The 14678-nt window shown below is 75.3% G+C and carries 11 protein-coding genes; 3 read left to right on the top strand and 8 right to left on the bottom strand.

The window, feature by feature from the left end; translation table 11 throughout:
* The first annotated feature begins 374 nt into the window (after window positions 1–374).
* The gene (locus ABZZ04_RS31190) at window positions 375–1379 is read left to right on the top strand and encodes a hypothetical protein (RefSeq protein ID WP_356935582.1); all 1005 of its coding nucleotides are present in this window, start codon (window positions 375–377) and stop codon (window positions 1377–1379) included.
* A gap of 159 nt (window positions 1380–1538) precedes the next feature.
* Here the strand turns inward: ABZZ04_RS31190 and ABZZ04_RS31185 are convergent, their stop codons facing one another.
* Window positions 1539–2414, bottom strand: coding sequence for a universal stress protein (locus ABZZ04_RS31185; RefSeq protein WP_356935581.1), 876 nt, complete (start codon window positions 2412–2414; stop codon window positions 1539–1541).
* A 280-nt stretch (window positions 2415–2694) separates the two neighbouring features.
* Window positions 2695–3228 (bottom strand): hypothetical protein, encoded by a 534-nt coding sequence (locus ABZZ04_RS31180; RefSeq protein ID WP_356935580.1) that lies wholly within the window; start codon window positions 3226–3228, stop codon window positions 2695–2697.
* 480 nt (window positions 3229–3708) lie between these two features.
* On the opposite strand from ABZZ04_RS31180, the gene ABZZ04_RS31175 reads away from it, so the two are divergent.
* Both ABZZ04_RS31175 and ABZZ04_RS31170 read left to right on the top strand, forming a co-directional pair.
* The gene (locus ABZZ04_RS31175; RefSeq protein ID WP_356935579.1) at window positions 3709–4158 is read left to right on the top strand and encodes a peptidase inhibitor family I36 protein; all 450 of its coding nucleotides are present in this window, start codon (window positions 3709–3711) and stop codon (window positions 4156–4158) included.
* A 414-nt stretch (window positions 4159–4572) separates the two neighbouring features.
* Complete coding sequence (locus tag ABZZ04_RS31170; protein ID WP_356935578.1) at window positions 4573–5631, top strand: helix-turn-helix domain-containing protein; 1059 nt, start codon at window positions 4573–4575, stop codon at window positions 5629–5631.
* A gap of 64 nt (window positions 5632–5695) precedes the next feature.
* On the opposite strand, the gene ABZZ04_RS31165 is transcribed toward ABZZ04_RS31170, so the two are convergent.
* The 6 genes from ABZZ04_RS31165 to lanL form a co-directional block, all read right to left on the bottom strand.
* Window positions 5696–7501 (bottom strand): ABC transporter ATP-binding protein, encoded by a 1806-nt coding sequence (locus ABZZ04_RS31165; RefSeq protein ID WP_356935577.1) that lies wholly within the window; start codon window positions 7499–7501, stop codon window positions 5696–5698.
* Complete coding sequence (locus ABZZ04_RS31160) at window positions 7498–9300, bottom strand: ABC transporter ATP-binding protein (protein ID WP_356935576.1); 1803 nt, start codon at window positions 9298–9300, stop codon at window positions 7498–7500. The genes ABZZ04_RS31165 and ABZZ04_RS31160 overlap by 4 nt, the downstream gene beginning before the upstream one ends.
* Window positions 9301–9396: 96 nt before the next feature.
* The gene (locus tag ABZZ04_RS31155) at window positions 9397–9516 is read right to left on the bottom strand and encodes an ALQxL family class IV lanthipeptide (protein ID WP_356935575.1); all 120 of its coding nucleotides are present in this window, start codon (window positions 9514–9516) and stop codon (window positions 9397–9399) included.
* An 83-nt stretch (window positions 9517–9599) separates the two neighbouring features.
* A complete protein-coding gene (locus ABZZ04_RS31150; protein ID WP_222872278.1) occupies window positions 9600–9716 on the bottom strand; it encodes an ALQxL family class IV lanthipeptide in 117 nt (38 codons plus the stop codon).
* Between the two features lie 55 nt (window positions 9717–9771).
* Window positions 9772–11562, bottom strand: a complete 1791-nt coding sequence (locus tag ABZZ04_RS31145; protein ID WP_356935574.1) for an alpha/beta fold hydrolase — start codon at window positions 11560–11562, stop codon at window positions 9772–9774.
* Entirely contained in the window at window positions 11559–14582 is a 3024-nt protein-coding gene (lanL, locus tag ABZZ04_RS31140; protein ID WP_356935573.1) for a class IV lanthionine synthetase LanL, read from the bottom strand. The genes ABZZ04_RS31145 and lanL overlap by 4 nt, the downstream gene beginning before the upstream one ends.
* Between the last annotated feature and the right edge of the window lie 96 nt (window positions 14583–14678).

Genomic DNA, 14678 nt, shown 5'->3' with positions numbered 1-14678 from the left:
CTCGCCACCGACGACGCCATGAACCCCTACATCGAACACCGCGCATCCGCCATCGCCCACGTACTCCCCCCACCACCCCCCGGCCAGCCCCTCGGCAACCAACTCCACTGACCCACCACAGAGTTCACCCCCACCGACCACGAAACCACCCACGACAGACACCGAGGGCCACACCCTCAGCCGTCCGGCCGGTGGGCTCGGCCTCCTCGCCGCCCCGGGGCTAAGGTTCGGCAGGAACGAATGTCCTCGGTGCGCGGTGAAGTACGGCGCCGGGGTGCCGGGGAGGGGAACATGATCGATCCGCTGGTGTCGTACGGGGCCGTGGGGTCCGGGGCCGCCACGCGGCCGGAGGCGGTCGGCCGTACGGAGGGCTCATGAGCACGGGCGGGCCGTCGGAAACCGCCGGCCACGCGGCGCTCACGCCGCGACAGCAACGGCTCGCCGACCTCGGCCGCACGCTCATGCGCCGGATGGCGGGCGCGGACGCGCCGCTCGCCGTCACCCCGCTGCCCGAGGACGACGCGGTACTGGTCGCGCACACCGTGCGGGGCGGCGGGCGGGTGTACGTGGCCGCGGACGAGACCGTGCTGTTCGCCGGTTCGGCCGCCCCGCCGCACGAGGCGATCGAGGTCTTCCGTTCCGGGCGCCGCACACCGCCGGAGCACTTCCGGCCGGCCGGCGCCCGGAACGGGCAGAGGGCCGCGAAGCCGGCTACCGCGCCCCGGTCGGCGCCCCCGCCTCCGTACACCGTGCGGGACCGGTTGGTGGAGACGCTGGCGACGGAGCTGGCCGCGGCCCAGTCGTCGGACTGGGACCGCATCCGGTGCACGGTGTCCGTGGTGGACGGTCGTACGCGGGCGCAGTGCTCGGGCGAACGCGGTGGCATGCCCGTGATGGTGCGGGAGGCCGGGACACCGGCGTTCGCGGAGGCCCTCGCCGAACTGCGTGCCGTCATGCACACCCCGGGCTCGGGGACGTGGTTCGGCATGGCGCTCGCCTTCACCGCGGAGGACCTCGCCGAGGCCGTCTTCGACCACGACGGCGAGCCGCTCCTCCTGCCCCCTCCCGGCCCGGAGGCTTACGCGCGGGACCTGGCACGGTTTCCCCGCGACGCCGACAGGCAACCGGCGTGGCTGCGCGAGCGGCTCTCCTGGGCCGGGCTGACGCCGCGCCAGCTGCGGCTGGCCGAAATCGGGCGGGCCTTCCTGGAGGGGACGCCGATGTTGGGCGGTTCCCGCCCGTTGTTCCCCGTCACCGTGCTGCCCGAGGAGGGCGCCGTCGTGGTCGCCTCGTCGTGGACCGGCGACCGGGCGCATGTCGCGGCCGACGAAACGGTCCGGCTCGTTCGGGAGCCGCCCGCCGCCCCGACTGCTCCGTGACCGCGTCCCCACCCGTGCCGGACCTGCTGGACCTGCTGGACCTGCTGGACCTGCTGGACCTGCTGGACCTGCTGGACCTGCTGGACGAGGAACGGGCTCGGGACGTGGAGCGGTCACGGGGCGACTCGACGGCGCGCCGGACCCGTACCGCTCCACGCGTCATGCGTGCGGGACGATCGCGACGGGGCAGCGGGCGTGGTGGATGGCGGCCTGGGCCACGGAGCCCAGGTGCGGGACCAGGGGGCGGCGGTGCCGGCGGCGGCCGACGATCAGCAGGTCGGCGGCCTCTGCGGCCTGCACGACGGCCTTGGCGGGGCTGATGAGCGCGAGGTCGTCGACGGCCTCCACCTGCGGGAACCTGTCGCGCCAGGGGCTGAGGGTCCGGTCGAGGAGCTCCTGTGCCTCCTGGGCGACCTCTTCCGCCACCTCGTGGTCCACGCCCCAGGGAACGTACGCGTCCACCGGCAGGCTCCGGCCGTGCACGGCCCGCAGGGGCACACCGCGTGCGGCGGCGGTCCGGAAGCCGAATTCGAGCAGGTCGTCGCAGGGGCCGTGCAGTTTGAGCGCCACCGCCACGCCGCCCGCACCGGTCCGGTCCGGCCGCGGCCCCTCCCCGTCGGCCCCGGCCCTCACCAGGACCACCGGGCACTCGGCGTGCGCCACGACGGGCATGCTGACGTCGCCGAGGAAGTAGCTCTCGACGGGCAGCAGCCCCCGCGAGCCCAGTACGACCATCTCGGACTCCGGGGCCGCCCGCAGCAGCGCCTGCTCGGCGTCCTCGGCCACCAGGTCGTCGACCACGGTCAGGCCCGGATGCCGTGCTTGGAGCTCCGTCCTCGTCTTGTGCACGATCCGTCTCGCCCAGTAGTTCTGGTCCGCCTCGGCGGGCACCCCGGGCGGTTCGGCCGCCAGCAGGGGCCAGGCGTGCAGGAGGCGCAGTGTGAAACCGCGCCGCTCCGCCTCGTCGGCGGCCCAGCGCGCGGCGGCGAGGCTCTCGGGTGACCCGTCGAGGCCGACGGTGACGACTGGCTGCATGACGACTGCCTCCGTCTCGCGAGAAGCCGGAACGACGAGGTGCGCACGTGCCGCCCGCCGCGCCGCTTCCGCCTCCCGCACCGCTTCCGGCACTCTCGGTCGTCTCCGGCGCCCGTGTCGTTCCTCCGACGTCCGTGGCCCGGCCCGGGGGTACGGAGGACGGCGCGCCGGGCCGGGGTCCGTCTCCTTCGACAAGTACACCGGATCCCGCGGCGGCGCATGCGGAACCGGACGTCGCCCCACGATTCCCGGGGCACCGGCCGTCGAGCCGCCGGGGGCGCTACCGGCGGCCCCGCCCCTGGGGGAACCGTCCCTGGTGCACCGCCCCGTGGACGACCCGGGCCAGCTTCCCGGCGTCCTCGGTGAAGGTGTCGAACCGTATGTCGCGTCCGTCGTTCAACTTGATGACGCAGCTGAAGCCCATGCCTCGGGTCTCGGCCAGTATCCGGTCGTCGCCACCGCGGGCGCCCACCTCGGCGATGTCCTCCCAGGGGATCAGCGTGACGGTGCCCGCGATCCGGTGGGCCAGTCCCCGCTCGTGGATGTCGAAGCACTGCTCCCGGGTGCGGAACGCCTGGGTCAGCCGCCAGATCCCCAGGCCCCATCCCACCAGTCCCACTCCGAGCAGCAGCCCCGCCAGTTGCGGCGCGCCCTCGGTGGTACCGATCGACGCGATCGTCACCGGAATCCCGAAAGCCAGACCCACCGTGCCGACGACGATCACGACGGCCGCGTGCCGCAGCCGCCTGCCGCCGTCGGTGCGGTGTTCGCGGACGAATCCGCCCAACTGCTTGGACACCTCGGTACGCCGCATCGGGCCCTCCCCCATTCGACATCGTGAACATCCCGAGGACGTGCCCCCGGTCGGGGCAGCCCGTCCTGGCACCGGTCCTGGCGCCGGGCCCGCGGGCGGGAACGCGACCGCCCCCGCCGCCTTCCTCACGCCCCCGCAGGATGTTCGTCAACTTCCTTGGAGAACAAGGTAGTTGACCTTCGCCCGGCATGCATCCGACCCGATCCCCCCATCCGCCGTGCGCCGGTTTCGCGCCATGGCGCCACCCCCGCCGTCCGGCCGCCACCCGACCGGACGCAGCACCGGAGACACACCCCATTCACCGATGCGCACACTGCGTCACCATCCGTCTCTCTGTGTAATCTCCGGTGGTGACGGAGGCGCACTCCGCCGGAATCCCGGCGGTACCGGGGCAGCTCCATGCCGATTCCGGATCCCGCCACACCCCTCGCACGGCACCCGCCGCACAGCCGGGTGCCCCGAAGCAACCAGGAGAGTCCCATGACCGCACGCCTCACGATGTCCGCGCGACTGGCCCGGGTGGCCGTCGTGGCCACGACGACGGTCGGATCGCTGCTGCCGCTGGGCGCCGGCGTGGCCCACGCCGCCCCCGAGTCCGGGATCGCGCTGCCTCCGGGCGTGGTCAAGCTCAACGACGGGGAGCCCTGCCCGCCCGCCACCCTGTGTCTGTACCGCGACTACAACAACCGCGGTCCCGCCTACGGCATCGGGGCCGGCTACGACGTGGACCTGCGGGACCTGCCCATGCCCGGCGGCGTCCACGGATCCACCGCGGCCAACGAGGTGTCCTCCTGGGTGAACAACACCCACGGCCTCGCGACGCTCGTCGACCTCGAGGGCCACCAGCTCCGTCCGCTGTTCCCCGGCCAGTCGCTCCAGGAGCCGGCCGCGGAGAACGACACCGTCGACTTCGTCCACTGGATGCACTGACCGTCCGCCCCGGTCCGTCCCGTGCCCACGGGGCGTCGCCGGGGCGGGCGCCGGGAGGGCTCTGACCTCCGTACCGCCTTCGCACCGCCCCTCGTCGTCGGGCCCGGCACCGGGTCCGGCGACGAGTCGCGTCACGCCCGGTCCGGCACCGGGAGGCGGAGGGGCGGGCCGCCCTCCCCGCCCGGCCGCGCGGGTCCGTGCCCACCGGAACGGCTGCCCCTGTACGCGCGGACCGTGCGGGATAGAGTGTGCGGAACGCGCCGAGATTCGCGCTGGTGTGCCGGGAAGTCTGGTCGGCAGTCGGGGGACAAGTGTCCCCGGATTCCGATCGATGTCCCGGAGGACTCCCGTGCAGGACGGCTCCCGCGAGCGTTCCGCCCTCTCCCGTACCGGTTCGCGGTACGAGGCGCGCCGGTGAACGGCTCCGAGGCGGCCGGTGACTGCTTCGACGGCTACCCGGAACTGCTCGCCGCGGCGGCTTCCACCGGCCGCCGTCTGACCCGTGCCGAGCTCGACGCCCTGCGCGCGTTCGGCGAGCGGACCGCCGGCAGCGGCACGACTCTGCGCCAGGTCGTCGCGAAGCACCTCGAAGCGGCCCGTTCGGCCTGGCCGGGCACGCCCGCGTCGAGCGACAGCGCCCTCGCCGTCATGGCCCAGGCCATCGACGCGCTGGCCGAGGGGTACGACCGGGCCCAGCACTTCGCGGTCCGTCAACAGGAGGCCGCCCGCCGCGAGTTCATCGACGACCTGCTCTACGGGCGCAGCGACCTGGGCCGCCTGGCCGAGCGTTCGGAACGCTTCGGTCTGCGGCTGTCCCGGGCGCATGCCGTCGCCGTGGCACAGGGTCCCGATCCGTACGCCGAGGGCGACGACGTGCCCCGACGGGTGGAACGCGCGGTGACCGGCCGGTTCGGCGAGCGGCAGATCCTCCTCACCACGAAGGAGGGGCGGCTGATCTGCATAGCCCCCGGCGACCGGCGCGACGTGCTCACCCATTTCGCCAAGCAGGTCCACGCCGCCACCGACGGCGGCCGGACCGCGATCGGCCGGACCCACCACGGGGCCGACGGTGTCGTCCACTCCTACGAGGAGGCCCTCAACACCCTCGACCTCGCCGTCCGTCTCGGCCTGGACGCCCCCGTCCTCAACGCCGCCGATCTGCTGGTCTATCCCGTGCTGACCCGGGACCGCCAGGCGATGACGGACCTCGTCCGCACCACCCTCGGCCCCCTCCTGCGGGCACGCGGCGGTCCCCGGACGGCCCTCGACACCCTCACCGTCTACTTCGACTCCGGCTGCAACGCGACCGAGGCGGCCCGTCAGCTCTCCCTCAGTGTCCGCGCCCTCACCTACCGCCTCGAACGCATCCACCAGCTCACCGGCACCAACCCCGCCGACCCGCACCACCGTTACGCCCTCCAGACGGCCGTCATCGGGGCGCGCCTGCTCAACTGGCCCGAACAGAGCCTCTGACCGGGCGCCTCCGCCCGCCCGTCCGCCGGCCCCGCTCCCCCGCTCCCCAGGTTTCCCGCCGCGGTCAGGTCACGGACCGGCCGGACATCCAGTGGCCGACCAGGTCGCGGTAGAGCGGGCTCGCGGCGAGCAGTTCGTCGTGCGTGCCGACGTCCGTCCGCCGCCCGTCCAGCACCAGGACCCGCCCGCCGCGCAGCGCCGAGCTGATGCGGTGCGCGACCACCACGAGCGTCGTGCCGCGGGCGGCGAACGCCTCCTCCGCCCGTGCCTCGGCCGCCGGGTCGAGGTGGCAGCCGGCCTCGTCCAGCAGTACGACGGAGGCGGCCGACGCGTGGGCGCGGGCCAGGGCGACGAGCTGTTTCTCACCGGCGGACAGCTCCGGCCCGTCCAGTCCCACGGACGCGTCCAGCCCGCCCAGCCGCCCGACGAGGTCAAGGGCGCCGACCGCCGCCAGCGATGCCGTCAGTTCGGCGTCGGTGGCCTCCGGCCGCAGGTAGCGCAGGTTGTCCCGGACGGTGCCGGTGAACACGTACGCCTCCTGGGGAATCAGCGTCACCTCGCGGCGGAGCCATGCCCGGTCGACCTCCTCGACCGGCACTCCCCCCAGGGTCAGCCGGCCGCTGTCCGCGGCCGCCAGCCCCGCCATCAGCGTGGTCAGGGTCGACTTGCCCGCACCGCTCGGGCCGACCACCACCAGGTGGGAGCCGGCGGGGACGTCCAGGGAGAGGCCGTCGATCACCGGGGCGGCGCACGGTCCGTACGCGTAGCCGACCCCCTCCAGCGAGAGGTCCGCGGAGAGCGGGGTGCGGCCCGGCGCGGGCACGGGGACGGCGGGTGTCGTGGTGCCGCCCAGCCGGCGCAGCACGGTGTCCAGCTGCACCCCCCAGGAGCCGAGGACGGCGACGAGTGCCCGCAGTGCGGGGGTCACCCCGCTCATCAAGTAGCTGGTGGCACCGAGGAGTTCGCCCACCGACAGGGTGCCCCCGCGCAGCAGGGCGGGGGCGGCGACGAGCAGGACGAGCAGCGGCAGCTGGCTGCCCGCCGCCACCAGCAGGGTGTTGCCGGACATCGTGCGCGCGGTGGCACGGCAGGCGTCCTCGTGGCCGGCGATCCGGGCGGTGATGTCGGACGCCACCCGGTCGCGGGCGCCGCACGCGACGACGTCCCGGATGCCGCCGAACGCCTCGCCGGCGGTCGTGGTCAGGCGCTCCTCCGCCCGCAGCTGAGCGCGTTGCCGTCCGGCGAGCCTCCGCAGCCGCGGTACGCACAGCACCAGGGTGAGGAGAACCGGTGGCAGGGTCGCCGCCGCCACCGGCGCGGACAGCGCGGCGAGGCCGATGAGGGCCATCACCAGGGAGACGCCCAGCTGCCTGGCCGAGCGCAGCAGGGCGGAGACCAGGGAGCGCACGCTCTCGACCTGGACCGTCAGCCGTGCCACCCCCGCGCCGGCGTCGCCCCGGACCCCGCCGACGGCCCGGCGCACCGCGCCGGAGACCACCTCGGTCACCAGCTCGTCCCTCAGCGGCTCGACGAGCCGGCCCAGCCGCGGGGTGAGTTCGCGCGTCATGACGGCGCGCAGCACCATCGCGGCCCCCAGCAGCCCGAGCCAGAACACGCCCGTGGCCGGGCGCCCCGCGAGGAAGCCCCGGTCCAGGGCTGCGGCGACCAGGAGGCCGGAGAAGAGCGCCGGGAGCGACTCCATGACGGACCATCCCGCCACCGCCGCGGTCGCGGCCCGGTGGCGCCGGACGAAGCCGCCGAGCATCCGCAGGCCCACCGGGGCGGGCCCGGCGGCGGGGCCGTGCGCCGCCGGGCCGGGGGGTGCGGGCGGGGGTGCCAGGACGGGGGCCGACGATGACGGCTCGCTCATGCCTTCTCCTGTCCGTGGGTGGTCGCCGCCTCCTGCGTACGGAGGGCTGCCGCCTCCCGTGCGCGAGGCGCCGCCTCCTCGTGTGCTCGAAGGGTTTCCGCCTCTCGTGCTTGAGGGGTCGCCGCGGCGAACAGTTCCCGGTACTCGGGCAGTCGCCACAGCTCGTGGTGCGGTCGCACGGCGCGGATCCGCCCCTCGTCCAGCCAGGCCACCAGGTCGGACCGGGCCGCGGTGGAGACCCGGTGCGCGATCACGACGCGGGTGCGGCCGGACCAGGCGGCCGTGAGGGCGTCGTCGACCCGGGCCTCGGTGGCGGTGTCCAGGCTGGACGTGGCGTCGTCGAGGACGATCACGGCCGGGTCGTGCACCAGGGCCCGTGCCAGGCCCAGCCGTTGGACCTCGCCGCCCGAGAGCGGGGCGTCGGACAGGGGGGTGTCGTAGCCGTGCGGCAGCCGTCGTACGAAGTCGTCCGCGTGGGCCGCCGCGGCGGCGGCCTCCACCGTGCCGTCGGGGGCGTCGGGGCGGGCGAAGGCGATCATGCCGCGGACCGTCCCGCCGAGCATGGCGGGGCGTTCGAAGGCATAGCCGACCAGGGCGCGGAGGGTGTGCGGGGCGAGTTCGCGCAGCGGGAGGCCGTCGATGCGCACCGTGCCCTCGTCCGGGTCCCGCAGCCGGCCGAGCAGCGCGGCCAGGGTGCTCTTGCCCGAGCCGGACCGGCCCACCACCGCCAGCGACGTGCCGGCCGGGACGTCGAGGTCCACGGCGTCGAGGACGACCCGGTCGCCGGAGCGGACGCCGACCCCGGAGAACGTCACCGCGCCGGTCGCGGGCCCGGTGTCCGTCCGGGTGCCGGGGGCGGCCACCGGCTGGTCGGTGGCCTCGGCGACCCGGCGCGCCCCGGCGAACGAGACGCCGAGGGAGAAGAGCGCGTCGAGCTGGTCGAGCAGGGACATCGCGACCGCGGTGTAGCCCACCACGGCGGCGAGTTGTCCCGCGCTGATGTCCCCGTTCACCAGGGCGAGGCCGCCGATGCCGAGTACCAGTACCTCCACGGCGGGGACCAGCAGGCCGACCTGCCAGCCGGTGTCGCGCTGCAGGCGCCAGATGCGGTGCCCCGTCCCGGAGAGTTCCGGCAGCGGACGGAGGATCCGGGCGATCTCGGCGTCCGCCGTGCCGCTCGCACCGATGGTCCGGGCGCCGCCCAGCGCTTCGAGCAGCAGCGCGGAGATCCTGCCCTGCGTCTCCTGGTAGGAGAGGAACAGGTGCGAGCTGCGGTGCATGAACACGCGGGCGATCAGCACCAGCGGGGGCACGCCCAGCAGGAAGGCGAGGCCCAGCCGCCGGTCCAGCAGCCACAGCGCGACCACGCCGCCCAGCGACGTCAGCACCGCGGCCGCGGCGGTGACCACGGTGTACCCGGCCTGGCCCGCCTGCGCGCAGCCCGCCGAGAGGCGGCCGGCGAGGTCGCCCGCCGGGAACCGCGCCGCGCCGGGGATCCCGGCGTCCAGGGCGCGCACGGCCAGGTCCCGGCGCAGCGCCGCCACCGCCGCGGCGCCGTACGTCCCGCCGGCCAGGGTCTGCAGGGCCCCGGCGGCCACCACGACCACCAGGACCAGGGCGAACACGTACACGGGGGTGGCGGAGGGCCGCTCGCCGATGACCGAGTCGAGCGCGGTCGCCAGGGTCCAGGGCAGGGCGAGCGTGCCGGCGGAGCCGATGACGGCCGCCGCGCCCGCGAGGGCGAACCATCCCCGGGACCGGGCGGTGGCTTCCCGCAGGAGTCGCTGCGGGGACGTCATGGTTCCTCCTCCGGGTGGTGCGCCGGCCGGTGGGGCCGCGGGACGTACCGGGATGCCGGGCGCGCCGCCGACGCGGCCACGCCCGGCACCGGTCTGCTACTGCTGCTCGATGCTGGTGATCGTGCAGGTCCAGGTGCAGGTGCGGGTGCAGCCGGCCAGGGCGACCGCCTCCTCGCCCTCGAGGGTCTGCAGCTCGTCCACGTCGATGGTCGTCATGGTGTCTTCCTTTCGTCGGTGAGTGGTCGTCGTCGTACGGGGGCGGCGGCCCGGCCCGGTCAACGGCCGGTGCCGCCGGTGCGTCACTGCTGCTCGATGCTGGTGATCGTGCAGGTCCAGGTGCAGGTGCGGGTGCAGCCGGCCAGGGCGACCGCCTCCTCGCCCTCCAGCGTCTGGAGCTCGTCCACGTCGATGGTCATGGTGTTTCACCTCCTGTCGCGGGGTGGTCGCGGTACACCGCCGGGGCCGGCGGTGTCACACGGTCGCGTGGGCGGCCGTGAGATCGGGGGCGGGCACCGCGGTGGCCGCGGGCCCGGGGGTCAGGAACGTCACCAGCCGGTCGGTGAGTCCGGCTCCGTCGCGCTCCTGGAGGAGGTCGTGGCCCGCGCCCGCGCCTTCGAGGCAGGCGAAGTGGGTGTGCTCCACGCGCCCCGCCTCGATGAGCCGCTTCCGCAGCCGCCGGGTCTCCTCCACCGGTACGAGGGGGTCGTCGGTGCCGTGGACGACGAGCAGCGGCACCCGGATGCGGTGGGCGAGCACCTCGACGTTGCGGGGCCCGAGTTCGTCGTCCGGCGGTGTGCCCAGGCCGTGCCGTTCGATCAGGGCGCGCACGGCCGGTGTCGCCCGCTCGTGCAGTCCCCGGGCGGACAGGAAGGGCGCCGCCGCCGCGCACCGCGACCAGGCGCGGGGGTCGGCGCACACGGCCAGCAGGGCGAGGAAGCCGCCGTAGCTGACGCCCAGGAGGGCGGGGGGTTCCGCGCCGGGCGGCCGGTGCTCCGTCAGCGTCCTGACCAGTGCGCGGATGTCCGCGAGGTCGGGGACCCCCCAGGCACCGTGGACGGCCGAGGTGTGTGCCCGGCCGTAGCCCGTGCTGCCGCGCTGATTGGGTGCCACCACTGCCGTCCCGGCACCGGTCAGGCGGTGCAGCAGGGGGTGGAAGCCCATGGTCCAGGCGTCCTCCGGTCCGCCGTGCAGGGCGACGGTCACGGTGTCCGCGGTGCGCCAGTCGCCGAGGCAGACGGCCTCGAACCCGCCGTCGGGAGTGTCGAACCATTCGGTGCGGGCGTCGGGGGCGGGCGGGGGCAGCGTCCCCTGCCGCGCGGGACCGTCCGGGAGGGTCACGAGGTCGGCGGGGCGGGCGGGGTTCGCGTACACGACGTGCAGGCCGTGCTCGTTCCATCCGGCGGCCGGGTGGACGGCTCCGGCGGGCAGTCCGGTGGGGTACGGCCGGTCGTCGGCGACGTCGTACAGGAACAGGCGTGCCGCGGCCCCCTTGGTGACCCGCAGGGCGACGCGTCCGCCCGCCGGGTCGGCGGCGAGCGGGAACACCGAGCCGTCGATCGAGTTGAGCCGTTCGGGGAAGCCCAGGACGGTGCGGCCGTCGACGGTGGTGCGGCCGATCCGCAGCCGTCCGTCCCCGGGGTCGCTCGCGGTCAGCAGCAGCCCCGAGCGCGGGGCCGACAGCAGGACCCGGTGGATGTGTCCGCCCCCGGGCAGCAGGAACCCTCCCCAGGTCGCCTCCCGGAGGTTCAGGACGACCGGGCGGCACCCGTCGGCCCGGCCGAGGTCGGTGACGTACCGGATTCCCTCCTCGTCCAGCGGCAGGAGGCCGGTGATGCGGCCGGGCAGCATCACCGGATGGGCCAGGCGCAGGGGGTCGTTCCTGACCTGCCACACCCGGGTGCGGCCGCCCGCGTCGGTCTCCACGGCGAGGGCGAGGGTGTCCGGCGGGCCGCCCGGGACCAGCCGCAGTCCCCGGGCGGCGATCGTCGTGGCCGGGCCTGCCCCGCCGTCGGGGCCGGTCAGGGCGAGCCGGTGGCGTCCGCTGCCCACCGTGCTGCGCAGCAGCAGCAGTTCGCCGTCGTCGGTCGGCAGGACCTGGGTCGCCGTGGACTCGGTGGAGGTGCCCTCCCGGTACTTCGGGGACGTGCCTCCGAGGTCCCAGCGGGCCGGGACGAACCCGCCCTCCGCGGTGCTCACCAGGCAGGCCGCGTGGCGTGCCCGTGCCGAGAACCGGAAGCTGATCCGGTCGGGCGGGCGCGTCATGCCGCACCGGCCACGAGCGGGACGTCCCGTCCGGCGGGGGCGGTCGGTGCCGGGGGGTCCGGCATCCAGAGCCGGGGGCCGCCGTCGCGCAGTCGCAGGAGCATGCCGAGGGTTCCGGCGAGCCCCGTCTGGTAGCCGGCGACGACCGCCTCCAGCGTTTCGTCGGGGACGACCAGGAGTCCGTCCCTGAGCACGGTCCGGGCGCGGATGCACTGCGCCAGCTCCCGGGCCCGGTCCCGGTGGTGGGTGTCGCCGAGGGCCTCGGCCATGTCCAGGAGGAACTCCGCGTTGCCGGCCAGCCCGTGGCAGGCGGCGGGCGAGGAGAGCCACATCGCGCGTCGCACCCCCGCCGCGGCGAGCACGGCGGTGTCCCGGTGGCGCGCGTCGCCGGTGGTCCGCCACAGCCGGATCAGGAAGGTGCCGATGCCGGAGGATCCGCTGCACCAGTGGGTCTGTCCTGCCACGCCGTCGGCGGTGCGGTCCCCGGCCGCCCACCGGGCCTGCCCGTCGGCGACCCGGGCGAGCGTCACGAGGGTGTCGCCGGCCGTGCGGGCCGCCCCGAGGAAGTCCTCCCGGCCGGTGGCGTTTCCGGCGGCCAGCAGGAAGGCGCCGATGCCCGCGATGCCGTGGGCGAACCCGTAGTGACGGGCCCCGGCGAGGTTCGATTCGAACGTGGCGGGGACCGGCCAGATCACTCCGGCGGGGTGGTCCTCGGCGGCGGCGAGGAGCGTCTTCGCGCAGGCGGTCGCCCGGTCGAGGAACTCCGTGTCGCCGGTGGTCCGCCAGAAGTGCAGCTGGGCCATGCCCGCCCCGGCCGTCCCGTGGCAGATGTCCGGGTTGGGCCAGTCGACGGGGACGGTACGGGCCAGCGCGGACGCCTCCGCCTCCGCCGCCCCGTCGCCGAGCAGGCGGGCCGCGTCCAGCAGCGCCCAGGCGGTGCCGGAGCGCCCGAAGTGCAGCCCCGGCAGGGTCGTCCCGTCGGCGGCCCGTCCGGCGGACGGGTCGGCCAGCCGCTCACGGATCCACTGCGTCAACTCCGCCGTGCCGTCGCGCAGTCCGGCGTCGCCGCCGGTCGCGGCGGCCCGGGTGAGGACCGCCAGCACTCCGGCCGCGCCGTACTGCACGTTCAGCGGGTCGGTGGTGGCCCCGAAGCCGTTGATCGGCCAGAGGTGCCCTCCGTTGCCGGTGCCCCGGGTGCGGAGCAGGTACGCGAGGCCGTCGGAGATCAGCCGGTCGCGTTCCTCGTCGGTGATGCGCAGGTCGGGTGCGGTGCCGGGACCGGACCCGGGCTCCGTACGGCCCTTCCCGGCCGCGGACTCCGTGCCACCGGTTCCGGCCGTGGGCTCCGTGTGGTCCGTCCCGGCGGTGGGCTCCGCGTGACCGGTTCCGGCCGCGGGCTCCGCGTGGCCCGTCCCGGGCTCCTCCGCCGGGGTGGCGAGCGCCTCCCGCACCCGGGCGAGGTCCCACCGCTCGGCGGGGTCGGCGGCGCAGAGCGCGAGCAGCAGGGGCAGCAGCGGGCGCGCCCACGGGTGGTCGGCCACCGCGAGGGCGATCAGCGCGTCCGTGCGCTCGCCGACCGGGCGCCCGTCGCGGACGAGGAGCATGTCCACGCCCGCCACCAGGTGCAGCAGCACGGCTCCGAGGCCGTAGAGGTCCCCCTCGTACTCGGGGGCGGTGGGTTCGTAGTCGACCAGCGAGCTGATCTCGGGGCCGGCGTAGCCCGGGGTGTACCCGCGGCGGACCGGGACGCCCTGCCGGGCCAGGTACTCGACGTCGATCAGGCGCACCTCGCCGTCGGGGGTGACCATGAGGTTGTTCGGGGAGAGGTCCCGCAGCACGTGGCCGGTGCCGTGGACCCCTTCGACGATGTCCACCACCTGCCGTGCCAGGTCCAGGAATTCCGCCATGTCCCGCACCGGCCGCTCCGGCATCCGCTCGCGCAGGGTCTGCCCCGGGACGCGTTCCTGGACGAGGAAGAGGTTCCCGCCCTGGGAGAAGAGGTCGATCCTGGCCGGGGTGAGGCCCAGCGGCGCCATCAGGTCCAGCATCTCGGCCTCGTGGCGCAGGGTGTCCTGGAGGTCGGTGCCGTCCATGCGCACCCCCACGTACGGGCGGGCCTCCTTGACGACCACCTCCCGGCCGGTGTCGCGGTCGGTGGCGAGGTAGACCCCGCCCTTGTAGGCGTGCCGGATCGCCCTGCTGACGACGTAGCGGTCGTTGAGCAGCACCACCGGCTTCTTCCGCGGGGACTTCTCCGGCGCCGGGGAATCGGCAGGGGCCGGAGACCCGGCCGGGGACTCGGCGGAGACCTGCGGCCCGCCCGGGGACTTCGCGGGGGCCGGGAACTTCGCGGGGGCCGGGGACTTCGCGGGGGCCGGCGGTTTCACGGGGGCCGGGTCGTCGGGGAACGGCGGCGGGGCCCAGTCCGGTGTGGTCGTCCACGCCTGGCGCCGGTCCTTCTCCAGCCCCCCGTCGGGCCTGCGGAGCCTGACGTCCGCGTCGCCGTCGTTGGTCATGGTGCGCACGCCGCGGAACACCCCGTAGCGGTAGTGGACGAGGCTGTCGGGGCGGTAGCGCCGGTCGGAGAGGATGCCGGGGCCCCTGAGCCCGAAGGTCGCCGCGTGCAGCCGCCGCGCGAGCCGGCGGAAGTGGTCCGGGTCGTCGGGGTACACGGTGATGAACTTGCCGCCGCCGCCCCGGTCCGCCCGGCCGCCCGTCAGTTCGGCGACGCGTTCCACGCTGCCCGCGAACTTGAACGAGGCGCGTTCCTCGACCAGCACCTCGGACGCCGCCGCCAGCACCAGGGCCGCGGACAGCGGTGTGGCCGACAGGTGCAGCTTCCAGCCCTGCTCCGCGCCGCGGTGGCCCCGGGGGCGGACCGAGCACCAGAAGTCGCCCCGGTCGACGGCCCATCCCGTCGCGCCGCGCCGGTGCAGTACGCCCTCGACGATTCCGGGCAGCAGGGCGGTACTCACCACGAAGTACCCATCGGCGCCGGGTGCCTGGCCATCAGCGGTCACGGGTTTTCCTTCCGGGTGCGGCGTCGGGGCGTGCGGGAGCGGTCGGGCTGCCGCGACGGGGAGGCGGGAGGGTGGCCGGGAGCCGGCCGGGGGCGC

Origin of the sequence: Streptomyces sp. NPDC006435 (assembly GCF_040612315.1) — a bacterium.
GTDB lineage: Bacteria > Actinomycetota > Actinomycetes > Streptomycetales > Streptomycetaceae > Streptomyces.
The sequence above is the reverse complement of the archived record's forward strand: the minus strand, read 5'-3'. Positions and strand labels throughout refer to the sequence as shown.

Excerpts from the sequence above, each read along its gene's own strand:
- ABZZ04_RS31190 (WP_356935582.1), top strand. The coding sequence starts at position 375 with ATGAGCACGGGCGGGCCGTCGGAAACCGCCGGCCACGCGGCGCTCACG.
- ABZZ04_RS31185 (WP_356935581.1), bottom strand. The coding sequence starts at position 2,414 with ATGCAGCCAGTCGTCACCGTCGGCCTCGACGGGTCACCCGAGAGCCTC.
- ABZZ04_RS31180 (WP_356935580.1), bottom strand. The coding sequence starts at position 3,228 with ATGCGGCGTACCGAGGTGTCCAAGCAGTTGGGCGGATTCGTCCGCGAA.
- ABZZ04_RS31175 (WP_356935579.1), top strand. The coding sequence starts at position 3,709 with ATGACCGCACGCCTCACGATGTCCGCGCGACTGGCCCGGGTGGCCGTC.
- ABZZ04_RS31165 (WP_356935577.1), bottom strand. The coding sequence starts at position 7,501 with ATGAGCGAGCCGTCATCGTCGGCCCCCGTCCTGGCACCCCCGCCCGCA.
- ABZZ04_RS31160 (WP_356935576.1), bottom strand. The coding sequence starts at position 9,300 with ATGACGTCCCCGCAGCGACTCCTGCGGGAAGCCACCGCCCGGTCCCGG.
- ABZZ04_RS31155 (WP_356935575.1), bottom strand. The coding sequence starts at position 9,516 with ATGACGACCATCGACGTGGACGAGCTGCAGACCCTCGAGGGCGAGGAG.
- ABZZ04_RS31150 (WP_222872278.1), bottom strand. The coding sequence starts at position 9,716 with ATGACCATCGACGTGGACGAGCTCCAGACGCTGGAGGGCGAGGAGGCG.
- ABZZ04_RS31145 (WP_356935574.1), bottom strand. The coding sequence starts at position 11,562 with ATGACGCGCCCGCCCGACCGGATCAGCTTCCGGTTCTCGGCACGGGCA.